10 protein-coding genes are annotated in these 17,237 nt (G+C 58.2%); 5 read left to right on the top strand and 5 right to left on the bottom strand.

The window, feature by feature from the left end; genetic code table 11:
* Nucleotides 1-38 precede the first annotated feature (38 nt).
* Both SH139x_RS03535 and SH139x_RS03540 read left to right on the top strand, forming a co-directional pair.
* On the top strand, nucleotides 39-2,144 hold the full coding sequence (locus tag SH139x_RS03535) for a c-type cytochrome domain-containing protein (protein WP_488353906.1): 2,106 nt from the start codon (nucleotides 39-41) through the stop codon (nucleotides 2,142-2,144).
* A 149-nt stretch (nucleotides 2,145-2,293) separates the two neighbouring features.
* Nucleotides 2,294-3,742 (top strand): alkaline phosphatase D family protein, encoded by a 1,449-nt coding sequence (locus tag SH139x_RS03540; RefSeq protein ID WP_488353907.1) that lies wholly within the window; start codon nucleotides 2,294-2,296, stop codon nucleotides 3,740-3,742.
* Nucleotides 3,743-3,768: 26 nt separating this feature from the next.
* Here SH139x_RS03540 and SH139x_RS03545 read toward each other — a convergent pair whose 3' ends face one another.
* Nucleotides 3,769-6,315, bottom strand: coding sequence for a sulfatase-like hydrolase/transferase (locus SH139x_RS03545; protein WP_488353908.1), 2,547 nt, complete (start codon nucleotides 6,313-6,315; stop codon nucleotides 3,769-3,771).
* A gap of 178 nt (nucleotides 6,316-6,493) precedes the next feature.
* Between SH139x_RS03545 and SH139x_RS03550 the strand changes: the two genes are divergently transcribed.
* Nucleotides 6,494-7,057, top strand: coding sequence for a chalcone isomerase family protein (locus SH139x_RS03550; protein ID WP_488353909.1), 564 nt, complete (start codon nucleotides 6,494-6,496; stop codon nucleotides 7,055-7,057).
* A 40-nt stretch (nucleotides 7,058-7,097) separates the two neighbouring features.
* On the opposite strand, the gene SH139x_RS03555 is transcribed toward SH139x_RS03550, so the two are convergent.
* The 3 genes from SH139x_RS03555 to SH139x_RS03565 form a co-directional block, all read right to left on the bottom strand.
* Complete coding sequence (locus SH139x_RS03555; protein WP_488353910.1) at nucleotides 7,098-8,213, bottom strand: Gfo/Idh/MocA family protein; 1,116 nt, start codon at nucleotides 8,211-8,213, stop codon at nucleotides 7,098-7,100.
* Between the two features lie 290 nt (nucleotides 8,214-8,503).
* Nucleotides 8,504-9,469 (bottom strand): SDR family NAD(P)-dependent oxidoreductase, encoded by a 966-nt coding sequence (locus tag SH139x_RS03560; RefSeq protein WP_488353911.1) that lies wholly within the window; start codon nucleotides 9,467-9,469, stop codon nucleotides 8,504-8,506.
* A 15-nt stretch (nucleotides 9,470-9,484) separates the two neighbouring features.
* Nucleotides 9,485-10,885, bottom strand: coding sequence for a Gfo/Idh/MocA family protein (locus tag SH139x_RS03565; protein WP_488353912.1), 1,401 nt, complete (start codon nucleotides 10,883-10,885; stop codon nucleotides 9,485-9,487).
* Between the two features lie 326 nt (nucleotides 10,886-11,211).
* On the opposite strand from SH139x_RS03565, the gene pyk reads away from it, so the two are divergent.
* Both pyk and SH139x_RS03575 read left to right on the top strand, forming a co-directional pair.
* Complete coding sequence (gene pyk / locus SH139x_RS03570) at nucleotides 11,212-12,669, top strand: pyruvate kinase (RefSeq protein ID WP_488353913.1); 1,458 nt, start codon at nucleotides 11,212-11,214, stop codon at nucleotides 12,667-12,669.
* A gap of 232 nt (nucleotides 12,670-12,901) precedes the next feature.
* A complete protein-coding gene (locus SH139x_RS03575) occupies nucleotides 12,902-14,512 on the top strand; it encodes a 2-isopropylmalate synthase (protein WP_488353914.1) in 1,611 nt (536 codons plus the stop codon).
* Nucleotides 14,513-14,780: 268 nt separating this feature from the next.
* Here SH139x_RS03575 and SH139x_RS03580 read toward each other — a convergent pair whose 3' ends face one another.
* Nucleotides 14,781-17,213: an FAD-dependent oxidoreductase gene (locus tag SH139x_RS03580; protein ID WP_488353915.1), complete on the bottom strand. Its 2,433-nt coding sequence runs from the start codon at nucleotides 17,211-17,213 to the stop codon at nucleotides 14,781-14,783.
* Nucleotides 17,214-17,237: the final 24 nt, after the last annotated feature.

A 17,237-nucleotide genomic window follows, 5' to 3' on the forward strand; every position in this document is an offset into this window, starting at 1 on the left:
TTTCATTTTCCCCAGCTCGTCCCCGATCGAGATCGCCCATGCGCCGCCACTTCCAGAGGGCTTCCACGCGACTCGCCCATTTGCTGCCAGCCCGGTTGCAGGTGGTGGTGATGCTGGCCGTTGTGTTTCTGTTCGCGGGCGGATTTGCCAGTCGGTTGCCGGCGGTCGAGATCACGCCGGCCCAGCGGGCTTCGCTGCGGGCCGCCTTTGATGCGGTCCGGGCGGCTGGACTCTCTTATCAACAACAAAAATTTGAGACGGCGGGTAAGCAATTATTGGTGGCGATGCGGAAAGCGGGAGCCGGTTTGCAAGACGCCGATGAAGAAACTTTCACGAAAGCCGAGTCGATTCTCGTGCAAATCGAACGGGCCCACGCGCTGCTGCAACTCGAAGGAGTCGTCTTGCCGCCTTTCGCTCGCCCCCGCTTCGGTGAACCCTGGCGCGACTACGCGGCACCTGTCGCGGCACCTCCGCGCCGCTCACGCGAGCAAGCACCGGCTGACCCGGACGCCACCGACGCGGCTGGGATGGAGACCACGTCCCCTCCCGCGGCAGCCGGGATGCAGGCCGGACAGGATGGGATCAGTTTTGTCAATCAAGTTGCCCCGTTGTTGGTCGACAAGTGTGGCCAGTGTCACATCCGCGGCAACCGCGGCAGCTTTTCGCTCTCCTCGTTCGCCGTGCTGATGCGGGGACCACCGGCCGGTGTGGTGGTTTTCCCCGGCGATCCGATCGGCAGCCGCTTGATTGAAACGATCGAAACTGGCGACATGCCTCGCGGTGGCGGCTCGGTCACGCCTGCGGAGCTGGCCATGCTTAAAGAGTGGGTTAGTGCGGGGGCCAAATTCGATGGAGCGAATTCCGCGGCGCCACTGGTAAACTTGGTTGCTGCCAACTCGTCAGCTCCCGCCGCCGACGCGGCGATGCCCAATGTGAGGCCTCCACAAGTCACCGCCGCCACGGGATCGGAGACGGTCAGCTTCGTCCGTCAAGTCGCTCCCCTGTTGGTGGAGAACTGCAGCGGTTGCCACATAGACGCCATGCAAATTGTGGGCGGACTCAACATGAACTCGCTGGCCCAGTTGCTGCGCGGTGGCGACAGCGGGCCGGCAATCAACGTGGGCGATGGCGACGGCAGTTTGTTGGTTCGTAAACTGCGCGGCCAGGAAGGCCAGCGGATGCCGGCCGGCGGGCGACCGGCTCTCTCCACCGAATCGATTCAGCTGATCAGCAAATGGATCGACGAAGGGGCCTCGCTCGATAGTGGTGGAAGTCCCGACCAGCGGTTGCCGGTGATGGTGGTCGAGGCCTGGGCCAAACAAGCATCGCACCAGGAGTTGGCTTCACGGCGTCGTGAACTGGCGATCGAAAATTGGAAGCTCGGAGCTTCCGCCGAGACTCGCGATCAACCGACAATTGTGGAGAACAAGGATGTATTGGTGTTTGGCACCGAATCTGAGGAGCAACTGGAAGTCTTCGCCCAATCGGCCAGCGAAGCGCTCGAGCAGGTCATGGCGACGCTGCCAAAACCACGTCAGAAATTGGACTCCGGTGACGCTCAAGTGCGTGGTCGCATTACGCTGTTCGTCTTCCCCAGGCGGTACGAGTACGGTGAATTTTCCAAAATGGTCGAAGGGCGTGATTTGCCGGCGGAGTGGAGCGTCCACTGGAATTTTGATGGTGTCGATGCTTACGTTTCCCTGGTGGCTCCCAGCGAGATAACCAAAGAAGCATTGGCGCCCCGGTTGATCTCGCCGCTAGCCAGCATCCAATTGGCGATGCGGGGTTCGGGACCCCGTTGGTTTCGCGAGGGGCTGGGTCGAGCCGTGGCAGCCAGGTTGGCTGGTCGTGAACTGCCCGAAATCCAACAATGGGATGCAGCCATTCCGGCTGCCCTCCGCGTGGTGAAACAACCCAAGGAGTTGATCGACGGGCGGTTGCCCCCAGCCGAAACGGATGTGCTCGGTTATGGGATCGGCAAAACAATGCTCGATCGCTCGTACAGCCGCGAACTGAATCGGTTGCTCGCAAATCTCGAATCGGGAGCCCCCTTTGACGAAGCCTTCGCCACTGCCTTTCGAGTTCCCCTGCAGAATTTTGTCACCACTTGGTTCGCTTATGCAGCCAATGCGAGGGGTCGGTGAGCACTAGCGTGCGCCTCCGAGAACCGCACGCTGGCGCGTGGCGGCTAAGCCAGCTCGATGCCGGCCTTCTCGGAATCTTCACGAGACAAAGTGCCAATGGATCGTTAATCTGGCGAACAATTCAATTGGCAACTTTGGACTCAACCTAAATGATTTTGAAAATACAACGACTGGCAGCCACCTGCTGCCTGATCCTCTTCGTTTCGGCAGCCAACTGGTCCGGGATCGGACTGGCAACCTGCTCGGCTGATAGCCCCGCTCAAGCAACTGGCCCCGTCCAGCGAATCGCCTTTGGCTCTTGTGCCAATCAGTTTAAGCCCTGTCCAATTTGGGGAACCATCGCCGATTATGACCCGGACCTGTTGTTGTTGCTGGGCGATAACATCTACGCCGATTTGGTCGATGGGAAACTGAAGCCGGCGACCCCCGAGCGAATTACTGAATCTTATCAGCAGTTGGCCCTGTTACCTGATTTTGCCCGCTTGCGACGTGACGTTTCGATCATGGCGACTTGGGATGATCACGACTATGGCAACAACGATGCCGGAGTCGAATGGGAGCACAAAGATGTGGCGGCAGAGTTGTTTCATGACTTCTTTGCCACGCCAGCCGATTCGCCCCGCCGTTCGCAACGCGGCATCTATCATTCGCAAACCATCGGCCCGGTGGGTCAGCGAGTGCAGATCATCATGTTGGATACTCGCTACTTTCGCAGCGAACTGGCGAAAGCCGACACTCCTTTACCGGGCTTTCGCGCCCGACCATACATCACGGCCGACGGGACCGACGCCACGATGCTCGGCGAAGCCCAATGGAAATGGCTCGAGCAACAACTGCGGCAACCGGCCGAATTAAGAATCATCGGCAGCAGCATCCAAGTGCTCAGCAACGACCATCCCTTTGAAAAATGGGGCAACATGCCCCGCGAGCAAGCTAGGCTTTATGAGCTGATTCGGGAAACGCAGGCGAGCGGCGTGGTCATCATCAGCGGCGATCGTCACCTCGGCGAGATTTCGGTCGATCCAGCCAGCGTCGGTTATCCCCTCTACGACATCACCGCTAGCGGGCTGAACCAGGCGACGCAAGGTTGGCGTGAAGTGGAAGCAAACCGCTTGCGCGTGGCAGCGCTGCCTTATGGCAACCATTTCGGTTCCATCGAAATCGACTGGACCGCAACCGATCCGCTGGTCGCTTTGCAATTGCGGCACGAAGATGGTGAGGTCGCCATCCAGTCACGAGTACCTTTGAGCAAATTGCAAGCGCAACCCCTGCCGACTCCGCTGCCCAGCGGGGTGCTCGATCCGGCGGCCGCCAACGCGGCCGCGGTAGGGGCGGCGGTGGCTGTCCAACTGCTGGTCAAGAGTGGTCGCGAATTGGGAGAACGCGATCGACTGCTGCTCAACTCTGAGCCCAACTTTCGCAACCCCAGAAATTTCACCATCGTTGTCAATCGATCGGCTTTCACTGGGCCGCTCGCGAATGCCAACTTGGAGACGTTCCTCAACCACAGCATTCGCGTGCGGGGCGTGATCAGCGTGCATAATTCGGCCAAGCAGTTGGTTGTCGAGGATGTCGAGCAAATTGACATCCTCGACTGACATGCTCGACCGACGTCGCATGATCCTTACTCGCTGACATAAATGTTGGTGAACGAAGTCGGACCCTCGGCGGCCAAGCTGAACGGTCCGGCGGTTCGGCCTGGCGACAAGGCTTGGCCGCTGATTACCGCTGTGCCATTCACGGTGAGATCCAATTTGCCGTCGGCGATGCGGCCTTCCAACCGGCTCCACTGACCCGGCTTGCTCAAAGCCTCAGCCAGTTCCGGGCGATCACTGCGGAGTTCGACTCCGGCGACGGCGATTAAAATTGTCCCCGATTCGTCCGACGGCCGCACGTCCACGACGAACTTGAGATCGCTGAATTGGGCCAGGGTTGTCAGCGGTGCTGGCTTTGCTGGCTCTCCGCTGTCCGTATTCCCTCCGCGATAATCGAGCACCCAGTCGTTGGCTCGCCAGGCGTTTGGCTCCATTGTTTTCCAGTCCGCCAAATCGATTCCCTGGTAGAGACAGCGGTAGCCGCGGTCTGCAATTGCCACGGCCGAGGGATCGACTGGCGTGTCGGGCAATTCCTTGATCCGCACGTTCCGGTAATGGGCCACTCCTCCTTCCGATTCGATGCAGATGTAGCCTTTGCTGGGCGAAGCCGCGCGACCTTGCGTGACAAATTTGCCATTCACGGCGAGCGATATCTCGCCGTTGTTGCAAACGATGCGATAGTGGTTCCACTCGGGGCTGGGGTGGCTGCGATTCTCCAGCGGAAAGGCCCGCTGACCACCTCGTCCGTTAATCGGTTTCATGGTGGCGCCATGAATGGGAAAAATGTCTCCGTGCGTGGTGTAAGACTTTGTGTTGCCATAAGCGTTCTCCAAGACTTGAACCTCGATCCCGCGATGAAACGGAACCCCGGGCGCGGTGATGTCATCAGCCCATACGAAAATCCCCGCGTTACCACCGGGCACCATGTGTCGCCACTCCAAGTCCAAGACAAAATTCTGATACATCCGTTCCGTTCTCAGTTCGCCGATCGGCTTGCCGCTGCAGATCAACAATTCGCCTGCAACACTCCAGGTCGAAGGATGTGAGTTGATCAATTTCCAACCACTCAGGTCTTGTCCATTAAACATCGCCACAAAACCATCGTACTTACCGGTACGGGGACGCTTGCGATTGGCTAATGGATCGCCCGTTTCACGATCGAACTCATCGGGTGAACGAAATGTGTAAGCCGCATCAAACGTTTCCGCTCGCCAATCGTCCAGCGTTTTTCTGAGCGTGGTCAATGTCTGCTGATGGGCGGGATCATTGGCCAAGTTGACCAATTCATGCGGATCGGCCACTACGTCGTATAGTTCTTCGGCTGGTTGGGGACTGATGAAGCATTGCATTTGATAGGTATCAAGTTTGCCCGCATCGCGCAACCGCCGCATTTCCAAGAACGTGGGGCTGCGGACCGCATCGGCCGGGGGCGAGCGTGTTAATTCGGGTGCAAAATTTCGAATGTATTTGAATTGTGTTGTTCGCACGGCGCGTTGGTGGGCATCGTAGTCATGCCAATTTTGTTCGGCAAAAATCTGCTGGCGATGCTTAGCCGCTGGGTCGGATAAGACTTGGCGAAATGATTGGCCCTGCATCGCCTCGACCGGTTGCACATTGGCTAGCTCCAAAATCGTGGCACCGATGTCGATGGTGCTGACCAGGGCCTGCGTTCGTGAGCCTGCAGGAATTTGTTGAGGGTGTTGAATGAACAGTGGCGTGCGGATGCCGCTGTCCAGCACGGTGGTCTTACAGCGGGGAAATGGCCGACCGTTATCACTAATGAAAATCACATAGGTGTTATCCGCCCGGCCAGTTGCCTGCAGTTGGTCAAGCACCGCCCCCACGTAGGAATCCAGCCGCGTGATTTCATCATAGTAAAGGGCTAGATCTTTGCGGACCTCAGCTGTGTCGGGCAAATAAGGCGGGACTACGGCGTCGGCTGCGGTGTGCGGTTCAGCGATGATCCCGTCGGCATAATCGCGATGTGGATCGACGGCTGCCAACCACAAAAAAAACGGTTTATCGGCGGGACAGTTTTGCAACGTCTTGACCCAACCGGCACATCCGCTGGCGTTGTTCGCATCGGACATCACGGCGTTGCCCACGGCGGTGCCGCTGGGCAATTGAAAGCCGGCCGAGGAGACTTCGTCGATCGCGTCAAACCCGCGTTTTGCCGCCGGCCCCAAGTGCCATTTGCCACTGGCCGCCGTGTGATAGCCCGCTTTTTTGAGCAGCTCGACGTAAGTGATCTGCTCGGCTGGCAGTGGCTGATGTAATTGCTCGGCGTCGGTTTGATGCGGATAACGGCAGCTGATCATGCTGGATCGACTCGGGCTGCAAGAGCTGCAAGTCAAGAATGCTTGCTCAAAGGTCATGCCCGCGGCGGCCAAACGGTCGAGGTTGGGGGTGCGGATATGGGGGTGTCCCATTGGGCCGCAATCCTCGGTCGCCATATCGTCGGCAATCATCAGAATAAAATTGGGCCGCTCCGCGGCGGGCTCGGCCGCGGTGCTGGGGGACCAACTGCCGATCGCCAAACCAATGGCGAGCATCGTTAAGGAAAAAAAGCGAAACATGAAACCTGGGGGGAGTCGGAGGAGGGAAGGGCGGAGACGCTTGATTATATCCTGCTGCTGTCGGCGAAATGGCATTTTTCGAGCGGCGGATTTCGCTGTTCCCACGGAAGCACGAATTCACTACGGTGCCTACCCCATTCTGGTAGCTGTTGTTTACTCGCTTTATGCAGAGGGAATCATGCGTGGCAGCCAATACTTCTTACTGATCCTTGCGCTCGGCTTGGCGACTCCGATTGAAGTCAAAGCGGAGCTTGGTGCGGAGCTGACCGTTAGCGGACAAAAGTTGGTGCTCAACGGTGCCGGCACACGTTCCAAGGCATTTATTCAGATTTATGAAATGGGGCTTTACTTGCAGCGACCAAGCGGTGACGCGGAGGCAATTCTCGCTGCCGATGAATTCATGGCTATCCGAGTGCAGATTACTTCGCGGTTTGTCAGCCGATCGTCGCTGTTGGCGTCATTGCAAGAAGGCCTCGTGCAGTCGACAGGTGGCAAGCCCGAGGTGATCGCTAAGGAGACCGAGCAATTTGTCAACGCGCTCAAAGACGAAGTCAGCAAGAACGATGTCTACGATTTTATCCATGTACCGAGCAACGGGTTGTACATCGTTAAGAATGGCAAAGTTCAAGGTAATGTTCCCGGGCTAGCTTTCAAAAAAGCGCTGTTCGGCATCTGGCTATCCAACAAACCGGTCGACAAGGATTTGCGGCGAGCCATGCTGTCGGGAACGACGAGGCGGTAAACGGAGCTGCTTGGGGATGAGCGCCGTCTTTCGGCGGAGCTTAAAAGGTTTCCGGATGTTCGCTTGCATCGAGCGGCACATGCGTTAGTTCTGCTGGTTGTGGAACTGACTTTTCCATGGTCGAGTGGCAGTCGCTGCTGAAACGGGCTCGATCGCGAATCGCTTGCCGCGTTGCTTCCTCGGAAATCTTTGTGGCCATCAACGCGTCATTCGCGCTGGGCATATCGCCCAGCGTGCCAGTCGCCAACGCTTTGGCAAATTCGTAATACATGCCCGCAAAGTTCTTCTCGCCGTGCCAATGCAGGTACTGAGTGCCATGCGAGTTCCTGAGTTCGAAGGAGTGTTCTTCGCGATTGTAGCGGAGCACTCCATCGGTCCCAATTAATTCGTATTGAAAATGCGACCGGGGCTCTTGCGAGGTCGCGTTGTACGAAAAACTCATTTCGATCATCGAGTGGGCGCCGCAGCGATGCCCCATATGCAAGCAAACATGATCGGGAGCTTGGAAATCTTCGACCCAGACACCGAGCGCGTGTTGCCAGGCGACTTCGGAACCTAACCACCAGCGAGCCAAATCGATCTGATGGACTCCGCAATCGACCATGGGGCCACCCTCCAGCATGCGACCAACGCGCAGCTTGCTCGGGATCATTCGCCCCTGATCATCCCACTCCCATTTACCGTGCAAATTCCAGAGGTACACGAGCCGCAGCGCTCGGACTTCGCCGATCGCTTTCTCTCGCACCAAGCGTCGGATCTCCATCGCCGAATGACTGAATCGATAGGTAAAACCTGTCGCCAACAACAGGCCGGCGGCTTGCATCGTATCGCGCATGACCTCGATATCCGCGACTGATTTAGCCAGCGGTTTCTCGCAGAGGACATGTTTGCCATGTTCGGCCGCCGTCAGCACATGTTCACGGTGCAGCGGAGCTGGCGTGCATATCACGACGGCATCGAAACCAGCTTTCCAGAAAGCCTCCTCGGTCGGAAAAGCGTGCCGAGCCCCGAAGCGTTTCTGCAGATCGAGCGTCCGCTGCCAATCGAGGTCAAACAAGGCATACAGTTCCAGGTCTGGACATTGAGTGATCGCCGGCAGGTGTCCCAGCTCCGCGATCATGCCGCAACCCAGTACGCCGATTTTGAACTTAGCCATATCTTGCGTTATCTCAAGCTGAAAGTTTTGCATCCCGTCAACAGGCAGCTCGAAACTCGCTGCCGGGTAGATCATAAACCACCCGCACCACTTTGGCTCCCCGTCGGGCCAGCGAAAACCGCCGCCGTTTGTGTCCCGGCGAGTCAAGCGGTTTTGGCGCTAGCCACCGTTTGGTTGCACGCGATCAGTTCGTCTCAATGCGGGAACCGCGGCCTAGCGGCCAAACGGCTAACGGGCGATCGCTTTTCACGATACGAGGCAGACTAGTTGGAGTCTTTGTAACTGAGGCTTTATTTTTTGATGCTGGTGAACTTCAGTAATAGCCAATCGCCCAGTGCTGGCCAGAGGTGGCCGATGGCGACCAGCGGTCGGAGGTGGCCGGGGAGCATCATGTCGGGGCTGCGGCGGCGGGCCATCCGCACGACCGCCGCCGCCACCCGGGCCGGATCAAGTCCTTTGACTTTGGTGCCGCCGCCCGGCAGGTTGGCTTGCGGTGGTAATCGCTGCCGTTCTTGGGCCGCACCCTCAGTCGCACCATTTACCGCGTCATTGGTCACCCCGACGGCCGGTTGTGAAGCAGCTTCAATCCGCTGGGCATAGCGTTGGCCGGCGTCGTCGCGACGAATCGGGCCGGGGTTGATCAAGCCGACGTGCACACCGCGGGCGCGCCACTCCAGTCGCATTTGCTGGGTCAGCCCGGCCAGGGCATGTTTGGCTGCTGGATAGGCACCCAAATAGCGCGCGCCAACTTTTGCCGCTAAAGAACCAATGTTGATGATCACCCCGCGACTCTGTTCTAAATGAGGTAGGGCGGCGCGGCTGGTGCACAGCATTGGCACTACGTTGGCCGCGATCACTTCGCTCAAACGCGCCACCTCCAAGTCGGCGACAAAACCCCGGTCGCTGCTGCCGATGTTGTTGACTATCAAGTCCAATTGTTGCCACTGGGCAATCACCTCGGCGATCGCACGCTCCGCTTCCACCGCTTCCGCCAAGTCGGCGCGGCAAGTCAACACTTGATCGCCAGCAACAGCTTGCTTGCCCGCCGCACGGGCTTTAATCGCGGCTGCCGCTGTGCTTAGCTTCGTCGCATCGCGGCCCACGATCGCCACTCGATAACCGGCTTGCCGTAAGGCCACGGCAATCTCCAGCCCCAAACCGGCTGAGCCGCCGGTGACCAGGGCTACCGGAGGAGCAGAATCGGGAGATTCGCCTGTTGGAGATTTGCCTGTTGGCGAGTCTGTGGAGGAGCGCATTGCGGTGGGGACCATTTATGCTTGGAGCTCATAGCCCGCGCGAGTTTGACGCGACTGCATCGCTTGGGCTTGTTGATCATCGACGATGGTCTGCGCGTCGGGGTCCCATTTGAGTTCACGACCCAACCGCATGGCAATGTTTGCCAAGTGGCAAGTCGTCATCGCGCGGTGATGCGAGTAGACGTCACTGATCGGCTGGACCCTGGCTTCGCGGCAAGCAAAAAAGTTTGCCATGTGAGCGTGCTGGCTGGTAGGTTTGCCGCGGTACAGCAACTCGATGGCGTCGGCGGGCAACGGTTGCGTGGCGAGCGCTTCGACCGCGCTACCGCTGATGCTGCCGCGGTTGACGAACAGTTTGCCTTGCTCGCCCTCGAACAGGATGCCGTTGCGCCCTTGGCTGGTAATCTCCATGATCACGCCGCTGGGGAATTCGCACTCGACGGTAAATGAGGTTGCCGTGTTGTAGCGACTGGGATCGGTAGGCATGCCGTCGGCATCGAGCGGCACCGGGTGGGTCACTTGTTTGGGAGTGATTCGCAGCGGGCCCGTATCTGCCGCCCCGATGGCCCACTGGGCAATGTCGACGTGGTGCGCGCCCCAATCGGTCATTTTGCCGCCACTATATTCGTACCACCAGCGAAATTCGTAATGACAGCGAGTCGCCGGGCGACCCTTATCGCGTTTCTGAAAACGAAATTCGGCCTGCGGAGCTGGGCCTTGCCAACCCTCCCAGTTCAGCTCGGGGGGAGGTTCCACCGGGGGAATGCTGTCGCTGGCGGGTGCTCCGCCAATGCCGCAAGTCACTTTAGTAATTTTGCCCAAACGACCCGCTTGGCAGATCGCCACGGCTTGCAGAAAGCGTTGCCCGAATTCGCTCCGCTGTTGCGTGCCAACTTGAAAGACACGACCGGTCTGCTCCAGCGCGCGGATGATCTGGTTGCCCTCTTCAATCGTCAACGTGAGAGGTTTTTCACAATAGACATCTTTGCCGGCTCGCATGGCCGCGATGGCAAGATTCGCGTGCCAGTGATCGGGCGTCACGATCGTGACCACATCGATGTCGTCGCGAGCCAGCAATTCGGCATGGTCTTGATAGGTGTCGGGGGCCAGGCCTTGCTGTTGCTCGACAGCTTTCGCGGCGGCAGCCAAGTGCCGTTGATCGACGTCGCAAATCGCGACGAGCTGGCCAAATTGCATGGCGCTGCGAGCGACCGATTGCCAGCGGCTACCGGTGCCGATCGAGCCAATGCGTGGCCCAGCAGGTTGCTCTGTTAGCTGGGAAGACTCTTGGGCTGGTTGCTGGGAGGCAGCGGCCGATTGCTGGAAACCCGCCAGACTGCTGGATCCGGCCAGCGCCACCAAGCTTGACTGCTTGAGGAAATTCCGTCGTTCGTTTTGCTCGATCGGTCGCTTCATGGGTTGTTTCCTGCAATGGTTCGATGTCCATCTCATTGATCAGACGCGATTGCTGGCTGCAGTCTAGTCGAATTGATTACGCGAAACCAATGGCCCAGCGGTGGGTGTCGCGGTGGCAGTGTGTGCGACGTTGCTAGTCTTGTCGTGTTTAACGGTATTAGCGAAGATAACAGCCAGCGGGGTTCCAGCGTTCCCCGAGTTGTTGGAAACACGATAAATGAATGTGGGATGTTAGCCGTCCCTCGTTATCACCTGACAACATAACGAACGATCAAATACCAAACGCTAAATTTTTTGCCGATCCTTCCACCGACTGATGCCAGCTCATGCCCCGACCTAACCTTGGCGAAGCCAACACAAAGATTGTCTGCACAGTCGGACCGGCTTGTGATACAGTGGAAAAGCTGGTCACGTTGATTGAGCACGGGGCTGACATTTTTCGCATCAACAGTGCTCATGGGAATCGTGAATCTCACGAGAGAATTTTGGCAGCGATCCGCGAAGCGGCCGTGCTGACTGGGTATCAGGTCGGCGTGTTGCTCGATCTGGCTGGGCCCAAATTGCGGTTGGGGACGCTGTTGACCGACCCGCTGCCTTGCGAAGTGGGCATGGAATTGACGTTCGTCCGCGGGGATGTGGCCACGGAATCGCACGAGTTAACGTCGGCCTACACGCGGCTGATTGACGAGCTGAAGGTGGGCAACCGGGTGATGCTGGCCGACGGTACGGTGGCACTCGAAGTCACCGCGGTGACCCCGGATCGGGCTCATTGCCGCGTGACCGGTGGTGGTGAAATTCGCAGTCGTCAGGGGATTAATCTTCCCGGGGTGGCGCTGAGCGTCTCGTCGATGCGTCCCAGCGACGTGGACAACGCAATCTGGGGTGCCAAGGTTGGCATCGACTTTATTAGTTTGAGTTTCGTCCGCTCGGCGGAAGATGTGCGATCGCTAAAGAATTTGTTAACTAGCTATGAATCACACGCTTTGGTGGTGGCTAAAATTGAAAAGCGCGAGGCGCTCGATGATTTGGAAGCGATCGTCGATGCGGCGGACGGCGTGATGGTGGCTCGCGGTGATTTGGGGGTTGAAATTGATGTTGCCGAAACCCCCGTGGCGCAGAAGCGGATTATTCGCGTCTGTCGCGAGAAGCTCAAGCCGGTGATCGTGGCGACGCAAATGTTGGAATCGATGCACCACAATCGTCGGCCCACGCGAGCCGAGGCCAGCGACGTGGCGAACGCGATTCTAGATGGTGCCGATGCCTGCATGTTGAGTGGTGAGACGGCGATCGGCGATTATCCGGTGGAGGCTGTCGACACCATGAACCGGATCATGATTCACACCGAGCGGGAGTTAATGCACAACGTTTTGCAAGTTTCACGCGGTGAGATCAAACGGGTGCACGCGGTCACATCGGCGGTCGCTTTCGGAGCCACCTCGATCGCCGAGGCGATTCAGGCCAAAATGATCGTGATCGCCACTCGCAGCGGCGGGACCGCTTGGGTCAAAAGCAATCAAAGGTCGCTGATTCCCACGATCGGTGCCAGCGATAACGAAGAGACCCTGCGGCGGATGACAATATTTTGGGGGATCAAACCTTGTCGCGTTCGCCAATTGGACGATGGTGACGAGTTGTTTGCCGAGATCAGCCGCGGAGCTTGGGAAAATGGATTGGCGAAACCGGGGGATCGGATCGTGTTTGTGACCGGAAATTCCGTCCTCCACAACGCCCATAACTTGTTGGTCGTGCACTCGGTGACTCCTGAATCATGCCGGAGTGCTTGACCTTCGCAGCCTAACTGTCTAATTTAATTACATGTCGCAACTACTAGCCCTACCGATTATTCGCCTTAGTCCCTGTGTGGACCAGCGATAGGGGTTTGAGCTCGCGGCTAATTCGAAAAACTGCCGAAATTACAACACCCCGACGCCCGGTCCATTGCCGAGCGTCGGGGTTTTTTCGTACCTTTGCTCGGCTGATGACCGCCGCCAATTTTTCTCAGGAGTAACCGAGACCATGTCTGTCGAGACTCAGGGGGCCCAGCCCGACGCGGAACCGCAAGCCAGTCGAAACATTAAGATATTTGACACGACGCTCCGCGACGGCGAGCAATCGCCCGGGGCCAGCATGAATCTGAATGAGAAGCTGGAAGTCGCTCAAATGTTGGTGGAACTGGGGGTGGACATCATTGAGGCTGGTTTTCCGATCGCTTCGCCGGGGGACTTTGAAGCGGTGCAGAAGATTGCCGCCAACGTGCGGGGCGCGGTCGTCTGCGGCTTGGCCAGGTGCAACGACAAGGATATCGATCGCGCTTGGGAGGCTTTGAAATTGGCTCCGCAACCGCGGATCCACGTGTTCTTGGCCACCAGCGCGATTCATCGCGAGTTCAAGTTGCGAATGTCGACCGACGAAATCGTGGCGCGGGCGGTGGCCGGCGTCCAGCGGGCAGCGAACTATTGTGACGACGTCGAGTTCTCGCCCGAGGATGCCTGTCGCACCGAACACGATTTCCTCTGTCGCGTGGTCGAGGCGGCGATTGCCGCGGGAGCGACCACGATCAACATTCCCGATACGGTTGGCTATGCCACACCCGGTGAAGTCTATGATCGGATTCGCATGCTCCGCGAGCGAGTTCCCAACATCGACCGCGCGGTGATCAGCATCCATTGTCACGATGACTTGGGATTGGCCGTGGCAAACAGCTTGGCAGCCGTTTCGGCGGGGGCTGGGCAGATTGAATGCACCGTCAATGGTATCGGAGAACGGGCTGGTAACGCGGCTTTGGAGGAAGTGGTGATGGCGCTCCGCACCCGCGCCGATTTTTATCATTGCGAAACGAATATTCAAACGCAGCGTTTGGTCCCGGCCAGTCGCTTGGTCAGCAAGACGACGGGCATTAGCGTGCAGCGCAACAAAGCGATTGTGGGCCGGAATGCTTTTGCCCACGAAGCGGGGATCCATCAAGATGGGATGCTCAAAGAACGTTCAACTTATGAGATTATGTCACCAGCGGACGTGGGTGTGCCAAAGACCGATTTGGTGTTAGGCAAACACAGCGGGCGGGCAGCTTTGGCGGACCGAGCTCGTACGCTGGGCTATCAATTGACGGGCGAACAACTGCAAGATGTGTTTGAACGTTTTAAAGATTTGGCTGATAAGAAAAAGGAAATCTACGACGGCGATATCATGGCCTTGGTGCAACAACAAATCAGCGGAGGAGTAGCGGAGGAATGGTCGTTGGTCGATTTTGAATCGACCAGTTCGCGGACCGGAATGCCCCGCGTCAAGCTGACCCTGCGGCACCGCGGAGAAGTTTCCAGCGTGGTGGCCGAGCAAGGGGATGGACCCATCGACGCGGCTTTTTGGGCCGTCGAGCGGTTGACCGGCGTGGAGGTGGTTTGCAAGGACTATCGAGTTCGCAGCGCCACCTTGGGCCGCGACGCGATCGGCGAAGTGAACTTGGAAGTCTCCCATCGCGGTCGCTCGTACCGTGGCGTGGGGGCCAGCACCGACACGGTCGAGTCTACGATTTTGGCGATGCTAAACGCTGTCAATCGGATTTTGATGGACACGCAACAAGGTGCTTTTGAGCAAGACCCGATCGACTATAAAGAGCCGCCGGTGTAGGAATTGTAGAACCGCTGTCCCAGCTGTTTGTATTGTAGAACCGCTGTCCCAGCTGTTTGTATTGTAGAACTGCTGTCCCAGCTGTTTGTATTGTAGAACTGCTGTCCCAGCTGTTTGTATTGTAGAACTGCTGTCCCAGCTGTTTGTATTGTAGAACTGCTGTCCCAGCTGTTTGTATTGTAGAACTGCTGTCCCAGCTGTTTGTATTGCTGCAAGCGATTGGGGACAATCGCTCTACATTGTTTGCGAGCGATTGAGGACAATCGTTTTACAATGATTTAACGCTGCGGTCGATTGTTAAATGCCGCAGCAAGGCGCCCGCCAAAGCTTGACCGCTGAGGAACGCTCCTTCGAGTCTCGGCCCACCGCACCAATCGCCGCAGACGCCCAGTTGGTGCGGGGCGTCCCAAACACATGGTTGCTCAAGCGGGCGGGTCGGTTTGGCGTATCGCCAGCGATGCGCGGCCAGGGTGATGGGAGCGCCAATCATCTCGCCCGTGGCGTCGGAAAAAGCGTCCAACAGTTTCGCCAACACTTCATCGGACTCTTCCTCCAGATGATTGCGGCTCCACGTTCCCGAGGCGTGCATCACCCAACTGATCCCCGCTGGACGTCCCGGCTTGGAACTGTCGCGAGCGATCCAAGCCAGCGGGCTGTCGTGCACGAAAGCGGCGTCGAAATCGAGTTCCAAGGGACTTTCCAGTTCCACCAACACGGCCCAACAGGGATCCATCTCCACGCTGGATATTTGCTCGGCTAGCATCGTCCCGGGTGGCAGCAGGTCGAGTGTCTGCCGGGGAGGGCAGTTCAGCAACACATAATCATAGGTGCCCAGCTCGCGGCCATCATCGGCCACCAATTGCCAAGCGCCTGGTTGCCCTTGAACAGTGGCCACCCGCGTTTCCCGTTGCAGCTTGATGTCGGCCGCCAAGTGCTGGGCGATCGAATTCATCGCCGGCGCGCCCACGTAGCGGATCGGTTCGCTTTTATCCGCACCGACTTGGCCATTGCGAATCTCGACGATGCGTCCGTCCCAAGCTTGCACGAGTCCTCGCTCCAGCCAGGAGGAGACATAGCGGGCGAAACGACCGTCGCGGACCGTAAAGTATTGTGCTCCGTGATCGAAGAAGACCCCCGAAGGAGCTCGCCGCGTCGCTAACCGCCCACCGACACCACGTGATTTGTCGAACACGGTAACGTCGAGACCATGGTCGGTTAAAGTCCGGGCCGCCACCAAACCGCCCACTCCAGCGCCGATCACGGCCACTTTGGCCGGAAAACTAGTGATCGGTCGGTCGACCAATTTGACGAACCGCTTGAGGTCCAATCGTTTGGCATGTTCGTCGAGCGGGCGGGGCCGAATCGTGCCAAAAATTTCTTGCGGTGGTGAGAAGGGGCGATCGAACTGACCCAAACACCACAGCAGACCGCCGTAACTGCAAGCACCGCGGCCGTCGAGCGCGTAACGATGATTCAGGTCAATCATCATGCTCAACGCGCGATGTGGGGAACGCACCCAAGGCAAGAACGCTTTTCCCCATGTCATCCGCACGTTGTTGTGCAGTTCACCATGTTTGATCAGACTGCGTTGGCAAGCATCCCAGAGCGGGTGGTCGCTGTGTCCACGACTGAGCCGCTCCCAGCTGTAATCGACTTCGCGATGGTCGGTCGCATGTTCTTCGAGCGAGGTCTGCGCCCACTTGGGTAGAGCGTCAAAACTGTCCAGCTCGTGCCGGTGGTGGTAGCAAAAGCTGTGTGCTAATTCACGCCAAATTAATAGTTCGTCGAGGTATTTCTTAGCACCGGCTGAATTAGCCTGATCCTGCTCGCTCAACAGTTGGGCTTCGCGAGCGATTCGCAGCGGGCTGACCATGCCGTAATGCAAGTAAGCACTCAGCCGGCTCGATGGTTGGCTGGCCGCGTCGTTTCGCCGCCGCGCGTAGTACCGCAGCCCTTCCGCTTTGAATGTTTCCCAGCGTCGATAGCCGGCGCGCGTGCCACCGGGGGTGTCGATCACCGGGGCGATGCCGTGATCGATGTCACACTGGCCGATTAACTTGGCCAAATCAACGTCTTGCAGATCGAGCGGCTGCATGGGCAGGGGGCCGTCGTACTGCGGGCAATCGACCGGTTGCTCGGTCCACTCCAGCGGCAACCGCCGAGCGTATTCTTGTTCAGTCGCGCGGCGAAATTCAAAGGCCCGCGTGTAGGCTTTGGCGAGCAGCGGCAGGGGCACCACGCAACTGGTGTCGACCGTCAGCAGGGGCGTCTCAGTGGTGCTCGAAAGGCGTTCCAGCCAGCCCACCAGTGGCTCCACCGGCACATCCTCGGTGACCACCAAAGCGGCTTCGCGAACCAGCTGTTTTAAATACGGGCCGCGGTCGCCACGATGCTGCAGATGGAAAACGTAACGGATGCCTCGGGCTGCCAATTGTCGCTGCACGCAACGTGCGCCCTGCAAGATAAAGGCGTGATGTCGGTCCGACGCGTAGGGGTATTTCTCACACAGCCCTTGGTACACAAGCAACGGAATCTGATGTTGACGCGACAGACATATTGCCACATCCAACGCTGGATTTTCATGAGCTCGCAACGCATTGTGCATCCAATACAGCACATAGGGACCGCTGAGCTGGGATGAGCCCGGAGGACGCTCCCAACGCAAGCGTTCATTGAGCCATGGTGGCAACGTATCGTCCAATCAGAATCTCCAAAATGATTAACC

The sequence above is a fragment of the Kothea flammea genome (assembly GCF_052161645.1).
Classification (GTDB): domain Bacteria; phylum Planctomycetota; class Planctomycetia; order Pirellulales; family Pirellulaceae; genus Laterigemmans.